Raw genomic sequence first — 13,806 nt, 5'->3', positions numbered from 1 at the left:
GGATGTCCTCGTCACCCGCGGACTCCCGTTCCGCTGCCGTAGGGCGCGTACAGATCGAGCAGCCGCGTCCGGGCCGCCTGAAGCCGGTGGGCCAGCACATTGCCGACCCAGCGGCTCAGGGCGGAGTCGAAGGACGGGTCCTCCTCGCACATCAGCCGCACCGCCGTGGCATCGAACTGCCCAGGGGCCGCCAGGGCAGGGCAGGGGGCCGACCGGCCCTGTGTGTGAAGGTCACGGCGCGCACGAGTCACGCGGCGGCGCGGCGTGTGGAATCCGGGCCGGCTCGGCATGGGCCGAATGTCCCCGGGTCGGGGCCGGTTCGCCCCTCCCCGGCCGCCCGCTGCGGTGGAACTGTCCGAATTGACGCTCCAGAGTGGGGCGTGTCCGGAAGGCGGTGACCCGTGGACAGGGTTCTGTGCGTAGGAGTGGACGGCTCCGATCCGAGCCTGCGGGCGCTCGACTGGGCGGTGGACGAAGCGGTGGCGCGCGGAGTGCGGCTGACCGTCCTCCACGCCTCGCGCTGGGAGCAGTACGAGAGCCATGAGCCGTCCTTCGGACTCCAGCGATCCTCGGCGCAGGTCCTCGCGGAGAACATCGCCGGCTCGGCGCTGACCCGCGCGGAACGCCGTAATTACGCGCTGAAGGCGAACAGCGAACTGAAGGTCGACGACCCGGCGACCGCGCTCATCGAGGCGAGCCGGGAGGCGTGGGCCGTCGTGCTCGGCAACCGTGGACGCGGAGAGCTGGCCGGTCTGCTGCTCGGCTCGGTGAGCCTCGCGGTCGCCGCACGCGCTGTGTCGCCGGTGATCGTCGTACGGGGCGAGGAGGCGAACCGGCGGCGCGGCTTCGACCGCATCGTCGTAGGCATCGACGAGCCCGAGAAGTCCCGTGCGGCCCTGGAGTTCGCGATGCGGGAGGCCGAGGCGCACGGCGCTGCACTGACCGTGGTGCACGCATGGCGCTGCCCGGCCCGCGAGAACCCTGACCATCCGGACCACCGGGACGACACCCGGCAGCACGAGCGCCGCGCCGACGAGCTGCTGGCAACCGCTCTGCGCCTGGGCGACGGCGCCGATCGTGTGGCCGACATCCAGCGTCAGGCCGTCGAGGGTCACGCACGCCCGGCCCTGCTGGACGCGGCGCTCACGGCGGACCTGCTGGTCGTCGGCGCCCGCCGCCGCACCGGCAGTCTCGGCATGCAACTCGGCCCGGTCAACCACGCCGTGCTGCACCACGCGGCCTGCCCGGTGGCCGTCGTCCCGCACGAATGACCGCAGCCGCGGACCGGCTCACGCCGTACGCCGCCGCACAAGGAGACTCACCATGGAACGCCACATCACCGCAGGCATCGACGGATCGAGCGAAAGCGTCGACGCCGCCGACTGGGCGGCCCGGGAAGCCCTCCGCCGCGGCCTGCCGCTTCATCTTGTCCACGCTGTCGACGAACCCGCGTCGCGAACCCGCCTCCCGGAACTCGACGCTCCCGCCGAGCGCGAGCGCAACGCCCTGGACCGCACCGCGCTGCGGCTGTCCTGCCGCCATCCGGCGCTGAACATCCGTCCCAGCCGCGTCCCGGGCCCGCCGGTCCCGTCGCTGCTGGCCGCCGCCGAGTCCGCCGAGACCCTGGTGCTCGGCTCGCGCGGCTACACCGGCTTCGCCGCCTTCATGGTCGGCTCCGTCGCCTTGCGGGTCACCGCCGGGGCTTCACGACCGGTTGTGCTCGTACGCGCGGGGGAGCGACCCGAGGACGAACACGAGGATTCCGCGTCCGGCCCGTACAGCCCGGTCGTCCTCGGCCTCGACCTGGACCATGCGTGCGACGAGGTGCTGGAGTACGCCTTCGACGCCGCGGCTCTCCGCCGTGCGCCTCTCCACGTCGTGCACACCTGGATGGTGCCCCTGGTGCCGTCGGCATCCGCCGACGACCCGGAGGAGGAGAAGGCTCGTGCGCTCACGGCTGCGCTGGCCCCGTGGCGGCGCAAGTACCCCGACGTCCCGGTGCGGGAGCAGCTGTTCCACGGCCGGGCGGGTCACCATCTGCTGTTGGCCTCCACCAAGGCGAGCCTGATGGTCATCGGCCGCCGCATCACACCGGGCGGGCATCTGGGGACCACCACGCACTCGGTGGTCCATCATGTGCTGTGTCCGGTGGCGGTGGTGCCGCACGCCTAACGTGCCGGCGGACCGGTCAGGTTGCATGTCACGCCGACCACGCCCTCGACCGTGTGCGCGAGGCGGGCCGCGACCGGAATGAGCCCGCTGTCCCGGACGGCCCCGCTGAGCGTGACCACTCCCTCGGCGACGGTGACGTCGATGCTCTGACGGGACACCGGGAAGAGTCGCTCGACCACCTCATGGCGCACCGCGGCCTCGATGTCGTCGTCCGGTCGCAGAAAGACCTTGAGAAGGTCCGCGCGGCTGACGATGCCTTGCAGGACGCCGGCCTCGTCGATCACCGGCAGCCGCTTGACCTTGTGGAGCGCCATGATCCGGGCCGCCTGCGTGAGCGTGGCGGCCGCGCCGACGGTGATCGCGGGTGTGGTCATGAGGTCCTTGGCGCTCACCGAACCGGCCTTCGCCGTGTCGCCGTGCCGCTGCATCTGCTCGATGACCTCCGGATCGTCTTCGTGGAACTCCTCCTTGTGCAGCAGATCCGCCTCGGAGACCATCCCGACCACATGGCCCTCGCCTTCCAGGACCGGAACGGCCGTGACCTTCCACTGCCGCATGACGGCGACGATCTCCTTGAACCGGGCGTCGGGCGCGACAGCCACGACGGTCGTGGTCATGACGTCGTTCACGGTGTACGGGCTGCTGGCCATGACGGGATCCCCATCTGACGTGGGCCGGAGCGGTAGCTCAGCCTCAGCGTGGGACGGCCGTGGCGCGGCCGGACAGTGCCGACCGGGCACAGCCGCGGCCGGACCGGCTCTTGTCGCGCACGGGCCCAAAGGTCCCGCCACGGGACCGTCCGGCCCAAGCGCAGCCGTCCGGCCCCGGGACACGCTGGAGGTGACCACCGGCAACCCACGAAGCCCGAGGAAGAAGGACGACGTCATGAAGGCACTCGTCTTCGAAGGCCCAGGACAGACGTCCTGGCGGGACGTACCGGATCCAGGCATCAAGGATGCCGCGGACGCGGTCGTCCGCGTCGACGCGGTCACCATCTGCGGCACCGACCTGCACATCATCAAGGGCGACGTGCCCGAGGTGACCCCGGGAAGGATCCTGGGGCACGAGGCCGTCGGCGAGGTCATGGAGGTCGGCAGCGACGTCCGCTCCGTGCGGCCCGGCGACCGAGTCCTGGTCTCCTGCATCGCATCCTGCGGACGCTGCCGCTTCTGCCGGGAGAACCGGTACGGGCAGTGCCAGGGCGGCGGTGGCTGGGTGCTGGGCCACCTGATCGACGGCACCCAGGCCGAGTACGTCCGTGTGCCGTTCGCCGACCTGTCCGTACATCCGCTGCCCAGCAAGGTGGACAGCCACGACGCGGTTCTGCTCGCCGACATCTTCCCCACCGCGTACGAAGTGGGTGTGCTCAACGGCCAGGTGCGTCCCGGCGACACCGTCGTGGTGGTCGGCGCAGGTCCGATCGGGCTTGCCACGATAGCGACCGCCCAGCTCTACACGCCCGGGCGGATCATCGCGGTCGACCTGGCCGAATCGCGGCTGACCGCAGCCCGCGCCATCGGCGCCGACGCAACCGTGAACGCGGCCGAAGGCCCGGAGAAGCTGGTCGAGGACCTCACGGAGGGCCTCGGGGCCGACGTGGTGATCGAAGCCGTCGGCGTGCCCGAGGCTTTCGAGATGTGCACGCGCATGGTGCGCCCCGGCGGACGCGTCGCCAATGCCGGTGTCCACGGCAAACCCGCGGCCCTTCACCTCGAAGACCTGTGGATCAAGGACGTGACGATCACGACCGGCCTCGTCGACACGTACTCCACACCGCTGCTGCTGCGCATGATGGCGGCCGGCCGGCTGCCCACCTCCTCGCTGGTGACGCACCGCTTCGAGCTGGAGCAGATGGAGGAGGCGTACGACGTCTTCTCCCGCGCCGCCGACACCGGCGCGCTCAAGGTGGTGCTCGGCGGACCCCAGCACACCACTGTGGTGCGCGCATAGCGGCACCACGCTGTGAGGTGAGGAAGATGCGAAGGACGACACCCGGCGACGCCGGTGGCGAGAGTGTGCACGGCCAGCGCACGGACGTAGGCCGGCGGGTCGCGGCCCGCCGCGAGGAACTGGCCCTCAGCCGGGAGGAATTGGCCACGCGCTCCGGTGCCGCACCCGGCTACATCGAATACATCGAGCAACGGTCGGCCATGCCGGGCATCGGCATCATGCTCCGGTTGGCCGACGCGCTGGAAACCACGGTCCCTGACCTCACCGGAGGCACGGTCGACCAGCCGCCGGGCAGGAGTTCCGGTCTCCGCACCGCGCAACTGCTCGAACTCGACGAAGAGGACTGCTTCGCCCTGCTCTCGACGCACGGCGTGGGCAGGGTGGCCGTCTTCTCGTCCGAGGGCCCTTCCGTCCTGCCGGTCAACTACCTCGTCGCCGGTGGGGAGATCGCGTTCCGCACAGCGCCGGACACCGTTCTGGCGGCGGCGGCAGGAACCGAGGTCGCCTTCGAGGTCGACCGTATCGACGACGCCTTCAGCCAGGGCTGGAGCGTCCTTGTCGTCGGACAGGCCCGGGCCGTCACCGGCCAGGACGACGTCCGGCGGCTGGAGCGGGAGGCGCGCAGTCTGCCGTGGGCGGGCGGAGCGCGGAACTTGTGGGTGGCGATCGAGCCCGCGCGCATCACCGGCCGCCGGGTGAGCGCCGCCGGGTAGGCACCGCGGGCCCTGCGCCCTATGGAGAAGCGGCCTTGTGTGTGCAGGCGCCTCACACGATGTCGAGCACCGAGTCACACGATGTCGAGCACGTCGCTCACCGGTCGGCGCGGGGTCGCCGGGCCGGTGGGGCCATAGCCGAGGCGGATCACCATCTGTACGTGCGACATGGCCGATTCAGGATCCCGTACCGCCCACCGCAGCTCGGGCCATTCCAGCGCATGCGAGGTCAGCGACGTGACCAGCCCGTCCAACGTCGCCTGCAGCAGCACTCGTTCCATCGCCTGCCCGGCTCGCAGCCAGTCCGCCGGACGGTCGGTTGCCGTGCCCAGCAGCGCGATCCGTGGCCGTTTCTCGAAGGTTGCCGAGCCGCGACCGGGAATGGGGCGGCGCCCGGCGAAGTCCCGTACTGGAGCGGTTACATCGTGCTGACGAGGACCGAAGGCATGGGCGGGAATTCCCTCCACACGCGTGGCGTCCTCCTCCGCCCCTGTGCCCGTCCAACGGGCCGTTTCCTCTCCCCGGCCGGGGTCCAGCGCCTCCCGGCCTTCGGCGTCGTGAATCAGGTTCAGCACTGACTGCACATGCCACTCGTCGGGCACATAGAGCCGACCGCCTTCGAGTATCGCGGCGCTTCGCAGACCGTCGAGGATCTCCGCCGGGATCTCCTCGTCGGTGAAGGGGAAGCGGCTGGTGTGCCGACGGCGGATCGCGGGGTGGAGGACGGCAAGGCTGTCGTCGGGGCGCGCGGGCCGGCCGAGGTCAACCTCGGCGAGCAGCCACGGGTCGGCCGGGTCGGGCAACAGTGTGGCGAGCGGCTCCCTGCCCGCGTGAGCCGCGGCCACGCGGAGGTTGAACAGCGCGGCGCCGCAGCCGAGGTGCAGGGCGCGGTTGTCCGGGTCGGCCTTCGGCATGGCACGCGCCCGGTCGGCTCGGACCTGCAGCGTCCCCTTCTCGCTCAGGAAGCGGAACCTCCACGGCTGGGCGTTGTGCATGGACGGGGCCGACGCGGCGTCCTCGACGAGGGCTGCCACGGAGGTTGCGTCGAGTAGTGATGCAGACACTGGAGCCTCCTGGCGGTGAGCGGTCGTGCGCGACGGCAGCGCCCTTCCAGCCTCGCCGCGCGGCAGCCGCGGCAGGAGGGGCCAAGGGTCCCCGCGTGGGACCGAACGGCACCAGCTCCCCGTTTCGGCCGTGACCGACAGGATGTTTCCGGTCACAAGACGTTATGCCTTCTGCTCAGGACGGGGGGCCAGGGGACTCCACGGGCGATACCGTGAGGGTGCGGGTGGCGTGCCGTGTTCGCTCGACCTTGGCGGAGGGCTCATGGGCGGGGATGACCGGGGCGACGGGGACCGTGTCCCGCGGCTGCGGTTCGACGAACTGCTGGACGAGCTCCACTCCCGGATCGATGAAGTGCGGGTAACCAGGGACCGGCTGAACGGCCTGCTGGAAGCAGTTCTCTCGGTGGGCCAGGGGCTCGATCTGCCGCAGGTGTTGCGCGAGATCGTGGAGGCCGCCGTCGTGCTGGTGGACGCCGGCTACGGCGCGCTCGGCGTCATCGAGGACGGCAAGAAGCTCTCCCAGTTCGTGCCGGTGGGCATCAGCGACGAACTGCGCGCACAGATCGGCGACCTGCCGTCCGGACACGGTCTGCTCGGCGAACTGATCCGGCATCCTCAAGCGCTGCGCCTCGGCGAGCTGTCCGAACATCCGGCCTCGTCCGGTTTTCCACCGCACCATCCGCCCATGCACTCGTTCCTCGGGGTCCCTATCCGGGTCGGCGACGAGGTGTTCGGCAATCTCTATCTGACGGAGAAGCGGGGCGGGGCCGAGTTCGACGCCGAGGACGAGGCGGTGCTTTCGACGATGGCCGTCGCCGCCGGAATCGCCATCGAGAACGCCCGGCTCTTCGAGGAAGTGCGGCTCAGAGAGCGCTGGCTGGCGGCGAGCGCGGAGTTCACCAGCGCTCTGCTGTCCGGCTCGTCCGAGATCCAGGTGCTCGAGGTGATGACCGAACGGGCCCGCCAGATCACCTCGACCGAGCTGGGAGTGGTGTATTTGCTGGGCCGGGGCGGCGAGCTGCGCGGGGCGCTCGCGCTCGGCGAAGGCGCCGAATCGCATCGGGGCCTGGTCCTGCCCGGGGAAGGAACGCTGGCCGCCGCCGCGCTCGCCGAGGGGGGCCTGATCACCTCGGTGGATGTGGCCACGGACGAGCGCGTGACGGGCGAGCGGAGCCGCTGGGACGGATTCGGTCCCGTCGCGGCCGTCCCGATCGGCACGAAGGACAAGGTCCGGGGCGTACTCATGCTGGGGCGCCGCGCGGGACGTCCCGCGTTCACCGAGGCGGAGACCGCACCCTTGTCCGGCTTCGCGGGCCAGGCGGCGCTCGCACTGGAGCTGGCCGACCGGCGGCGGGACGCCGAGCAGATGAGCCTGCTGGCCGACCGTGACCGGATCGCGCGCGATCTGCACGATCTTGCGATTCAGCGGCTGTTCGCGACCGGTATGACCTTGCAGAGCGTGCAGCGTTTCGTCGAGCACCCGGAGGCCTCCGAGCGCCTGGTGCGCGCGATCGACGACCTCGACGCCACCATCAAGATCATCCGGTCGACCATCTTCGGGCTCCGTGAGCACGAGACGCCGCACGCGGCGCCGGGGCTCAGGACTCGCGCCGTACGGACCCTCGAGAAGTCGGCCGAGGTGCTCGGCTTCGCGCCCGCGCTGCGGATGGAAGGCCTGATCGACACCGACGTACCGCGCCCGGTCGCCGATGACGTCGTCGCGGTGCTCGGCGAAGCGCTCACGAACGTGGCCCGTCATGCGCAGGCGTCGAAGGCGGAGGTCTCGCTGGTGGCGCAGGCCGGAACGCTGGCTGTATCGGTCGTCGACGACGGTGTCGGTATCACGGAGGACGGCCGTCGCAGCGGCCTTCGCAATCTGGCCGAACGCGCCGCGAATCTCGGCGGTGAGCTGACGGTGGCAGGCGCAGCCGGCGGCGGGACGCGACTGACGTGGCGGGTGCCGCTGGCCCGACGGCCGTGACGGCGGCCGGATGCCGGGGCGGGCGTCACGAGGGTCAGTGCGTTGGATCCTCGTGTCCGTGCACCTGTGCCGCGATGACCGCGGCCTGGACGCGGCGTTCCACACCGAGCTTCGACAGCAGCCTGGAGATGTGGTTCTTGACCGTCTTCTCCGACAGATAGAGCTTCTTGCCGATCTCCCGGTTGGTGAGCCCTTCTCCGATCAGCTCGAGAACGGCTCGCTCGCGCTCCGAGAGCACCGCCAGCCGTTCGTCCTCGGCCGGCTGCGCGGCCTCGGGAGCGCGCAGCGTATGCATCAGCCGCGCGGTCGTCGCCGGGTCAAGCATCGACTGGCCGGTCGCCACCGTACGTACGGCGGAGACGAGGTCGGACCCCTTGATCTGCTTGAGGACGTATCCGGCAGCTCCGGCCATGATCGCGTCCAGCAGAGCGTCCTCGTCGTCGAAGGACGTGAGCATCAGACAGGCAAGCTCCGGCATGCGTGAGCGCAGCTCGCGGCAGACGGTGATGCCGTCGCTGTCCGGGAGGCGGATGTCGAGGACCGCGACATGGGGACGGAGCGCGGGCCCGCGCGTCAGAGCCTGTTCGGCGGTCGCCGCTTCGCCGACCACTTCGATGTCGGGCTCGCCGTCGAGGAGGTCGTGCAGTCCGCGACGGACGACCTCGTGATCGTCGAGGAGGAAGACCCGGATCGGGGCCTCCGCAGAAAAGGCCGGTACCTCGGACATGTCAGCCCCCTGAAGCTCTCGCGTCCCACTCGATCATGACCATCGCCGGGCTGCCGGAACAGGGCCGAATGGTCCCCATCGCGATCCGTTGGCCACCTCGGCGCCGGCGATTCACGGCGACGCCGCCGCCGGACCGTTCGCGGCGTCCATCGGGCCAGTGAGGTTCACCCGGATGTCGATGGTGCCTTCGACCGCACGCGTGGCCCTCGCCAGAAGTGGTACGAGAGCCCGGTCGCGGAGGTCGCCGCCGAGAGTGACCACGCCGTCCGTCACGTCCACGGTCACCTGTGCCGCGGCCGGCAGCGTGTCGAGGACGGTGCGCCGGATCTCATCGGCTATGTCCTCGTCCTGTCGCAGGAACACCTTCAGCAGATCGCTGCGGCTCACGACGCCCTCCAGCATGCCGGTGTCGTTGACCACGGGCAGCCGCTTCGCCCTGCGCCTGGCCATGATCCGCGCGGCCTCCGCGATGGTGGCGTTCGCGTGGACGGTGACGGCAGGGCTGGACATCAGCTCCTCTGCGGACACCGCGCCGGCCTTCGCCAGGTCGAGCAGCGGCGGGTCCGTCAGCCGGGGGTCCTGGCCCCGGTACTCCTCCTTGAGGAGCAGATCGGCCTCCGAGACGACACCGATGACGCGACCCTCGCCCTCCAGCACCGGCAGCGCGCTGACCTTCCACTGTTCCATCAGCGCGACGATCTCCTTGTAGCCGGCCTCGCGGCCCACGGCGACGGCAGTGTGGGTCATGACATCGCTCACCGTGTGCGGGGAATCAGGCATGGCGGGCCTCCCTGGGGGCTCAATACGTCGCCTGCTTGGCGTGCGGGTCCGACGCGTTCTTCCGATCTCAGCGTCCGACGGGCCGTGCCCGCGGGGGAGGGGCCGGGTGGGCCTACGCCTGTGGCCGGTCAGGTTCGATGGCCGCTCCACTTGGGTCCGAATAGCGCCCAATCCTGTTCCCACTCGGCCATGCGGTGCCGGTCGGCTGTCCGGCGGACGGCCAGCCGCACGATGACGACGGCGGCCAGCCAGATGTCGGCGTCCGGCTTGGGCGGCGAGGCGACCCGGCCCTCCAGCCAGACGTTCGTACGGTCTCCTCGCTCCAGGCCCGCGTCCACCAGGTCGACGCCGGTGCGGATGCCGGTTCCGGCGGTGGCCCAGCGAACCGGGACCCGGTACTTCTCGACGCCGCCTGTTCGACGGCCGCCGCCTTGTCGTGCGCGTACGCCGACCAGCCTGCGGCCAGGCCCGCGGCCGCTGTCCTCGTCGGGTGGGACTCATCGGCTCAGCGCCGTTCCGCTTCGGCCGCCAGACCGGCTGCGATGCCTGTGGCCCAGGCGGCGATACGGTCGAAATCGCGGAAGTCTCCTCCGCGCCCCTGCTTCAGGATCGCGCGGGCGATCCGTCCCCGTGCTCCGGCCTCCAGCCGGCCGCCGAAGGTGACATGTCCCTCGGCGCCCAGCCGCTGCTCAGCGCGCCGGGCACCCGGCACCGGAGGTATGTCGCGCTCCGATGCCGACGGGTCGAGCGGCCCGCTGCTGAACAGCCACACCGGACGGTCGGCCAGAGCACGGCAGTGGCGCCGGGCGAAGCGCCGCGCGTCCCGGTGCCAGCGCCCCATGTAGAGCGCGCCGCCGAGCACGACGACGTCGTACGGGCCGACATCGCTGACCTCTGCCGCCGGCCGCACATCGGCGTCAAGACCGATGCCGCGCAGGACGGTGGCGATGTGGTCGGCGATCTCCGCCGTCGAGCCGTTCTTGGTTCCGTAGGCGACAAGTGCCGTACGTGTCATGGTGATCACGTCCTCGTCAGATCCGGCGCGGTGAGTCGTCGGCGACGGTGTCCATGCCGTGTGTCCATGCCGTCGACCGCCTGCCTCATTCGCTCGACTCACTCAGCTTCCGGCCGAACGCGGGGACCGGCACAGGGCTGCAAGGGGCAACAGGCTGGGCCCGTATGGCCCTCTCCAACGGCGGGGCTACGTACCCCTTCGGGCCGACGGCATCGTGTGGAAGCCCTCGCCCGGCGGACTGTCCTCGGGGCGTGCAGCGTGGACTGCGGGGGCCTGCCGGGACGGGGGGACCGAGAGAGAGGCTAGCGGGATGGCCAGCAGCGATTCGGCTCACCGTGTCGTGGTCGGCGTCGGCGGTTCACCGTCGTCACAGGCGGCCCTGCGCTGGGCGGTACGGCACGCCGCACTGATCGGTGGATCCGTGGAAGCGGTCTGCGCGTGGGAGCTTCCGGGCATGTACGGATGGTCGGCCCCCGCGGCGGACGCAGACCTCGACGAAGAAGTCGCCCGGGACAGATTCGGCGAGGAGATCCGAACGGTGCTCGGCGAGCAGACTCCTGTCGAATTGCAAAAGCGCCTGGTGCGTGGCAACCCGACAGAAGTGCTGCTGGCCGCGGCGAACGGCGCAGATGCACTTGTGGTGGGCAGCCGGGGCCGGGGCGGTTTTGTCAGCGCACTGCTCGGCTCGGTGAGCCAGCAGTGTGCCCAGCATGCAACGTGCCCGGTGGTCATCGTCCGCCCGGACACCGACGTGTGACAGCCGAGCACGGGTCCGAGGCGCGCTGTGGCCGGGGCAGCGGAAGAGGTCGGCGAACCGCTGTACCGCGGACGTGGCCGTCACCAGGGCAGGGCGTGCGGCGTCCGTTCGGGCGGTGTCAGCCGCGAGTCGTCGACGCGCGAGGTGAGACGGTCTACCACCGACACCACTCCGTCCAGCTGCTGCGTCAGTCGCAGCGCGACCGCGATCTCGCTGCGCCTCTCCAGCACTCCCTCCAGAGTCACCACCCCGTCGACCACGTGGACTTCGACGGCGGTCGGCGTCGACCCCATCGCGTCCACGACCACTTCCTCGATCACCCGACGCCGGATTTCCTGGTCAGGGCGGAGGAAGACCTGGAGGAGGTCGCGGCGGGTGATGATGCCGACCAGACGGTCCTCCTCGTCGACCACGGGCAGCCGTTGCACCCTGCGCCCGAGCATCGTCCGGGCGGCTTCGGCGACGGTGTCATGCGCATGTACGCAGACGGCGGGTGCGGACATCAGCTGTGCGGCCGTGAGGGCGTCCCGCTTGACGGCGCCCGCCCCTCCGCCTGCACCGCGCCTCTGGTCCTCAGGACCGGAGCTCCCGTCGGAGGCCTGCCGGACCAGAAGGTCACTCTCGGAGATCACGCCGAGCACCCGGTCTTCTTCGTCGAGGACCGGCATGCCGGTGATGTCGTGCTCGGCGAGGAGCTTGGCGACGTCCTTGAACGGCGTCGACGGCGTGACCGAGACGACCTCGCCCACCATCAGGTGTCCCACGCTGCTGTGCTTCATCTTCAGTACCTCCTCGTGCCAACACCAGCGGCTCCGGAACCTCGATCAGCTCCGGGTCCCGTGGCCGTGGGCTGTTCCAGTTCGAGGTCGGTGTCGTCCTCCGTGAAGTCGAGGATCTGATGGACCGACACAACGCCGTCCACCGACCGGCAGAGCTTCTCCGCGATCGCGATCGTGCTCTTCTGCGGGACCCGTCCGGTCAGCGTCACGACTCCTGCGTGGACGATGACATTCACGTCCTGCGGAGCAAGCCGGAGTGTCTGCCGGAGCACGTCGTGCGCGACCTCGTCGTGGATGGCACGGTCGTTCCGCAGGAAGACCTGGAGCAGATCGCGGCGGCTGACGATGCCGACGAGCCTGCCGACGTCATCGACGACCGGAAGGCGCTTGACCCGCTGCTTGTACATGACGCGGGCTGTCTCCGGGATGCTCCAGCCGGCTCGCGCGGTGATCGCGGGGCTCGTCATCAGCCCGCCCGCGGTTTCCGCCTCGGCACGTCCGCGGTCGGAGCCGGGCATCGTCTGTTCGGGGTGGTGTCCCTCGGGGTCCGGCAGGACGGCTTCCTTGCGGAGGAGGTCGGCCTCGGAGACCATTCCGAGCGGGCGGTTCCGGTTGTCGACGACCGGAACCGCGGTGATGTCGTAGCGGTGGAACAGCCCGACCACTTCTTTGAAGGACGTCGTCGGCCGCGCGGTGACGACCTCTTTCGTCATCATGTCGTGGACGGTCCGATGCTGCATGATGCTCACTCCTCCGTGGCCCAGTTCCCTCACCTCGACCCTGCGTCCGGTGCCACTCCTGGCACAGGGGCCGATCAGTCCAGTCCTGGGGCCGGTCGGCCGCCTGAGACCACCGACCATCCGGTCACGTGGGCTTCCAAGGGATCGGCCTGAACCTCGGTGGACCCGTGCTCTCGGCGAGCCGCTCCCGCACATCAGCTGAGGCGACTGTCGGCTGAGGGGACGCCGACCGGTGCGGCATGGGCCGTACGGTCCCGAACGGGGCCCTGGCGGCCCCTGCCGTCCGGGCTCGTCCTGCGTGACGCCGAAGCAGAGGACGTACGACAGCGGTGTGCCGTCGTAACGGCTTTTGAGGAGAGGCGGGTCAGAGGGGAAGCGAGACGCGCACGGCCTTGCCCCGTCGATCAGGGTCGGAGCGGACTTCGAGGGTGCCATCGACCTCGGTAGCGAGGTCGTGGACCAGCCGCAGGCCTCGCCCGCCGATGGCATCGGGGTGCGCGGGGGGCAGTACACGGGGGAGACCCGGGTCGCGGTCGTGGACGGCAATCGTCAGAGAGCGGTCGTCGGTCACCAGCGTGAGCTCGGCGCGGGGGGACAGCCGGGCAGCGTGCTTGACCGTGTTGGCCACCAGTTCGGTGATGATCAGCAGTGCACGGTCGAGGCAGTCCTCCTCCATGCCCGGAGTGCCCCCTACGAGGATGGCTTTGGCCGCGCGACGCGTAGCGGGGACCGAATGCGCGTCGGTCTGGAAAGTCATTTCGTAGCGGAACTGGGGGGCGCTGAGGACCTGGATCAGGGACTCGGGCGCCACCACACCGTCTGCGCGGCCACTTTGAACCTGGGTTGTATTCATTTCCAGTGACCGTCCTGACTTGTGTCGGACTGGAGTGATGGATTGGGATCGGCCTGATGTCCCGCGGAGAGGAGCGAGGCTGCGACTGTGGGGCGTCGGCGGTGGAGGGGAACCTCTTTCGCCGCTGACTGGAGTTATGCATACATGTTAAGTAGGTGTGTGGGGGGTGTGTCAATGACTTCACGGGAAGGATCAAGGTGTTATGTCCGGCAATGTCGGGCACTGTAACCGGCCGGCGCTGCCGACAGGAGCGCGTGTGCCGCCGGCCGCCCTTG

General features: G+C 70.3%; 15 protein-coding genes and 1 pseudogene. 6 read left to right on the top strand and 10 right to left on the bottom strand.

Features of this window, described 5'->3' with window-relative positions; genetic code table 11:
* Positions 1–11: 11 nt before the first annotated feature.
* Positions 12–218: pseudogene (locus ACH4YL_RS27685) on the bottom strand (regulator); the annotation flags it as partial.
* Between the two features lie 183 nt (positions 219–401).
* Between ACH4YL_RS27685 and ACH4YL_RS27680 the strand changes: the two are divergent.
* Positions 402–1,271 carry a universal stress protein gene (locus ACH4YL_RS27680; protein WP_398510154.1) on the top strand — a complete coding sequence of 290 codons (870 nt, stop codon included), beginning with the start codon at positions 402–404 and terminating at the stop codon, positions 1,269–1,271.
* Positions 1,272–1,323: 52 nt separating this feature from the next.
* On the top strand, positions 1,324–2,172 hold the full coding sequence (locus ACH4YL_RS27675) for a universal stress protein (RefSeq protein WP_398510153.1): 849 nt from the start codon (positions 1,324–1,326) through the stop codon (positions 2,170–2,172).
* On the opposite strand, the gene ACH4YL_RS27670 is transcribed toward ACH4YL_RS27675, so the two are convergent.
* The gene (locus tag ACH4YL_RS27670) at positions 2,169–2,822 is read right to left on the bottom strand and encodes a CBS domain-containing protein (protein ID WP_398510152.1); all 654 of its coding nucleotides are present in this window, start codon (positions 2,820–2,822) and stop codon (positions 2,169–2,171) included. The two genes, ACH4YL_RS27675 and ACH4YL_RS27670, sit on opposite strands and share 4 nt — an antisense overlap.
* Positions 2,823–3,057: 235 nt before the next feature.
* Here ACH4YL_RS27670 and ACH4YL_RS27665 point away from each other — a divergent pair, with 235 nt between their 5' ends.
* Together ACH4YL_RS27665 and ACH4YL_RS27660 are read left to right on the top strand one after the other, a co-directional pair.
* Positions 3,058–4,122, top strand: coding sequence for a zinc-dependent alcohol dehydrogenase family protein (locus ACH4YL_RS27665; RefSeq protein WP_398510151.1), 1,065 nt, complete (start codon positions 3,058–3,060; stop codon positions 4,120–4,122).
* Between the two features lie 26 nt (positions 4,123–4,148).
* Positions 4,149–4,835: a helix-turn-helix domain-containing protein gene (locus ACH4YL_RS27660; RefSeq protein ID WP_398510150.1), complete on the top strand. Its 687-nt coding sequence runs from the start codon at positions 4,149–4,151 to the stop codon at positions 4,833–4,835.
* A gap of 74 nt (positions 4,836–4,909) precedes the next feature.
* Here ACH4YL_RS27660 and ACH4YL_RS27655 read toward each other — a convergent pair whose 3' ends face one another.
* A complete protein-coding gene (locus ACH4YL_RS27655) occupies positions 4,910–5,899 on the bottom strand; it encodes an Acg family FMN-binding oxidoreductase (RefSeq protein ID WP_398510149.1) in 990 nt (329 codons plus the stop codon).
* A gap of 262 nt (positions 5,900–6,161) precedes the next feature.
* Here ACH4YL_RS27655 and ACH4YL_RS27650 point away from each other — a divergent pair, with 262 nt between their 5' ends.
* Complete coding sequence (locus ACH4YL_RS27650) at positions 6,162–7,880, top strand: GAF domain-containing protein (RefSeq protein ID WP_398510148.1); 1,719 nt, start codon at positions 6,162–6,164, stop codon at positions 7,878–7,880.
* Between the two features lie 34 nt (positions 7,881–7,914).
* On the opposite strand, the gene ACH4YL_RS27645 is transcribed toward ACH4YL_RS27650, so the two are convergent.
* The 4 genes from ACH4YL_RS27645 to ACH4YL_RS27630 all read right to left on the bottom strand — a co-directional run bounded on the left by ACH4YL_RS27645 (position 7,915) and on the right by ACH4YL_RS27630 (position 10,402).
* Positions 7,915–8,607 (bottom strand): response regulator, encoded by a 693-nt coding sequence (locus tag ACH4YL_RS27645; protein WP_398510147.1) that lies wholly within the window; start codon positions 8,605–8,607, stop codon positions 7,915–7,917.
* 111 nt (positions 8,608–8,718) lie between these two features.
* On the bottom strand, positions 8,719–9,387 hold the full coding sequence (locus tag ACH4YL_RS27640; RefSeq protein ID WP_398510146.1) for a CBS domain-containing protein: 669 nt from the start codon (positions 9,385–9,387) through the stop codon (positions 8,719–8,721).
* Between the two features lie 128 nt (positions 9,388–9,515).
* On the bottom strand, positions 9,516–9,725 hold the full coding sequence (locus ACH4YL_RS27635; protein ID WP_398510145.1) for a hypothetical protein: 210 nt from the start codon (positions 9,723–9,725) through the stop codon (positions 9,516–9,518).
* 167 nt (positions 9,726–9,892) lie between these two features.
* Positions 9,893–10,402: a flavodoxin domain-containing protein gene (locus tag ACH4YL_RS27630; RefSeq protein WP_398510144.1), complete on the bottom strand. Its 510-nt coding sequence runs from the start codon at positions 10,400–10,402 to the stop codon at positions 9,893–9,895.
* A 310-nt stretch (positions 10,403–10,712) separates the two neighbouring features.
* Here ACH4YL_RS27630 and ACH4YL_RS27625 point away from each other — a divergent pair, with 310 nt between their 5' ends.
* Entirely contained in the window at positions 10,713–11,159 is a 447-nt protein-coding gene (locus ACH4YL_RS27625) for a universal stress protein (RefSeq protein WP_398510143.1), read from the top strand.
* Between the two features lie 80 nt (positions 11,160–11,239).
* Here ACH4YL_RS27625 and ACH4YL_RS27620 read toward each other — a convergent pair whose 3' ends face one another.
* The 3 genes from ACH4YL_RS27620 to ACH4YL_RS27610 all read right to left on the bottom strand — a co-directional run bounded on the left by ACH4YL_RS27620 (position 11,240) and on the right by ACH4YL_RS27610 (position 13,489).
* On the bottom strand, positions 11,240–11,938 hold the full coding sequence (locus ACH4YL_RS27620) for a CBS domain-containing protein (protein WP_398510142.1): 699 nt from the start codon (positions 11,936–11,938) through the stop codon (positions 11,240–11,242).
* 2 nt (positions 11,939–11,940) lie between these two features.
* Positions 11,941–12,678, bottom strand: a complete 738-nt coding sequence (locus tag ACH4YL_RS27615; protein WP_398510141.1) for a CBS domain-containing protein — start codon at positions 12,676–12,678, stop codon at positions 11,941–11,943.
* Between the two features lie 364 nt (positions 12,679–13,042).
* Positions 13,043–13,489 (bottom strand): ATP-binding protein, encoded by a 447-nt coding sequence (locus ACH4YL_RS27610; protein ID WP_398510140.1) that lies wholly within the window; start codon positions 13,487–13,489, stop codon positions 13,043–13,045.
* Between the last annotated feature and the right edge of the window lie 317 nt (positions 13,490–13,806).

It is taken from the genome of Streptomyces sp. NPDC020681 (assembly GCF_044334895.1).
Taxonomy (GTDB): Bacteria; Actinomycetota; Actinomycetes; order Streptomycetales; family Streptomycetaceae; genus Streptomyces.
The sequence above is the reverse complement of the archived record's forward strand: the minus strand, read 5'-3'. Positions and strand labels throughout refer to the sequence as shown.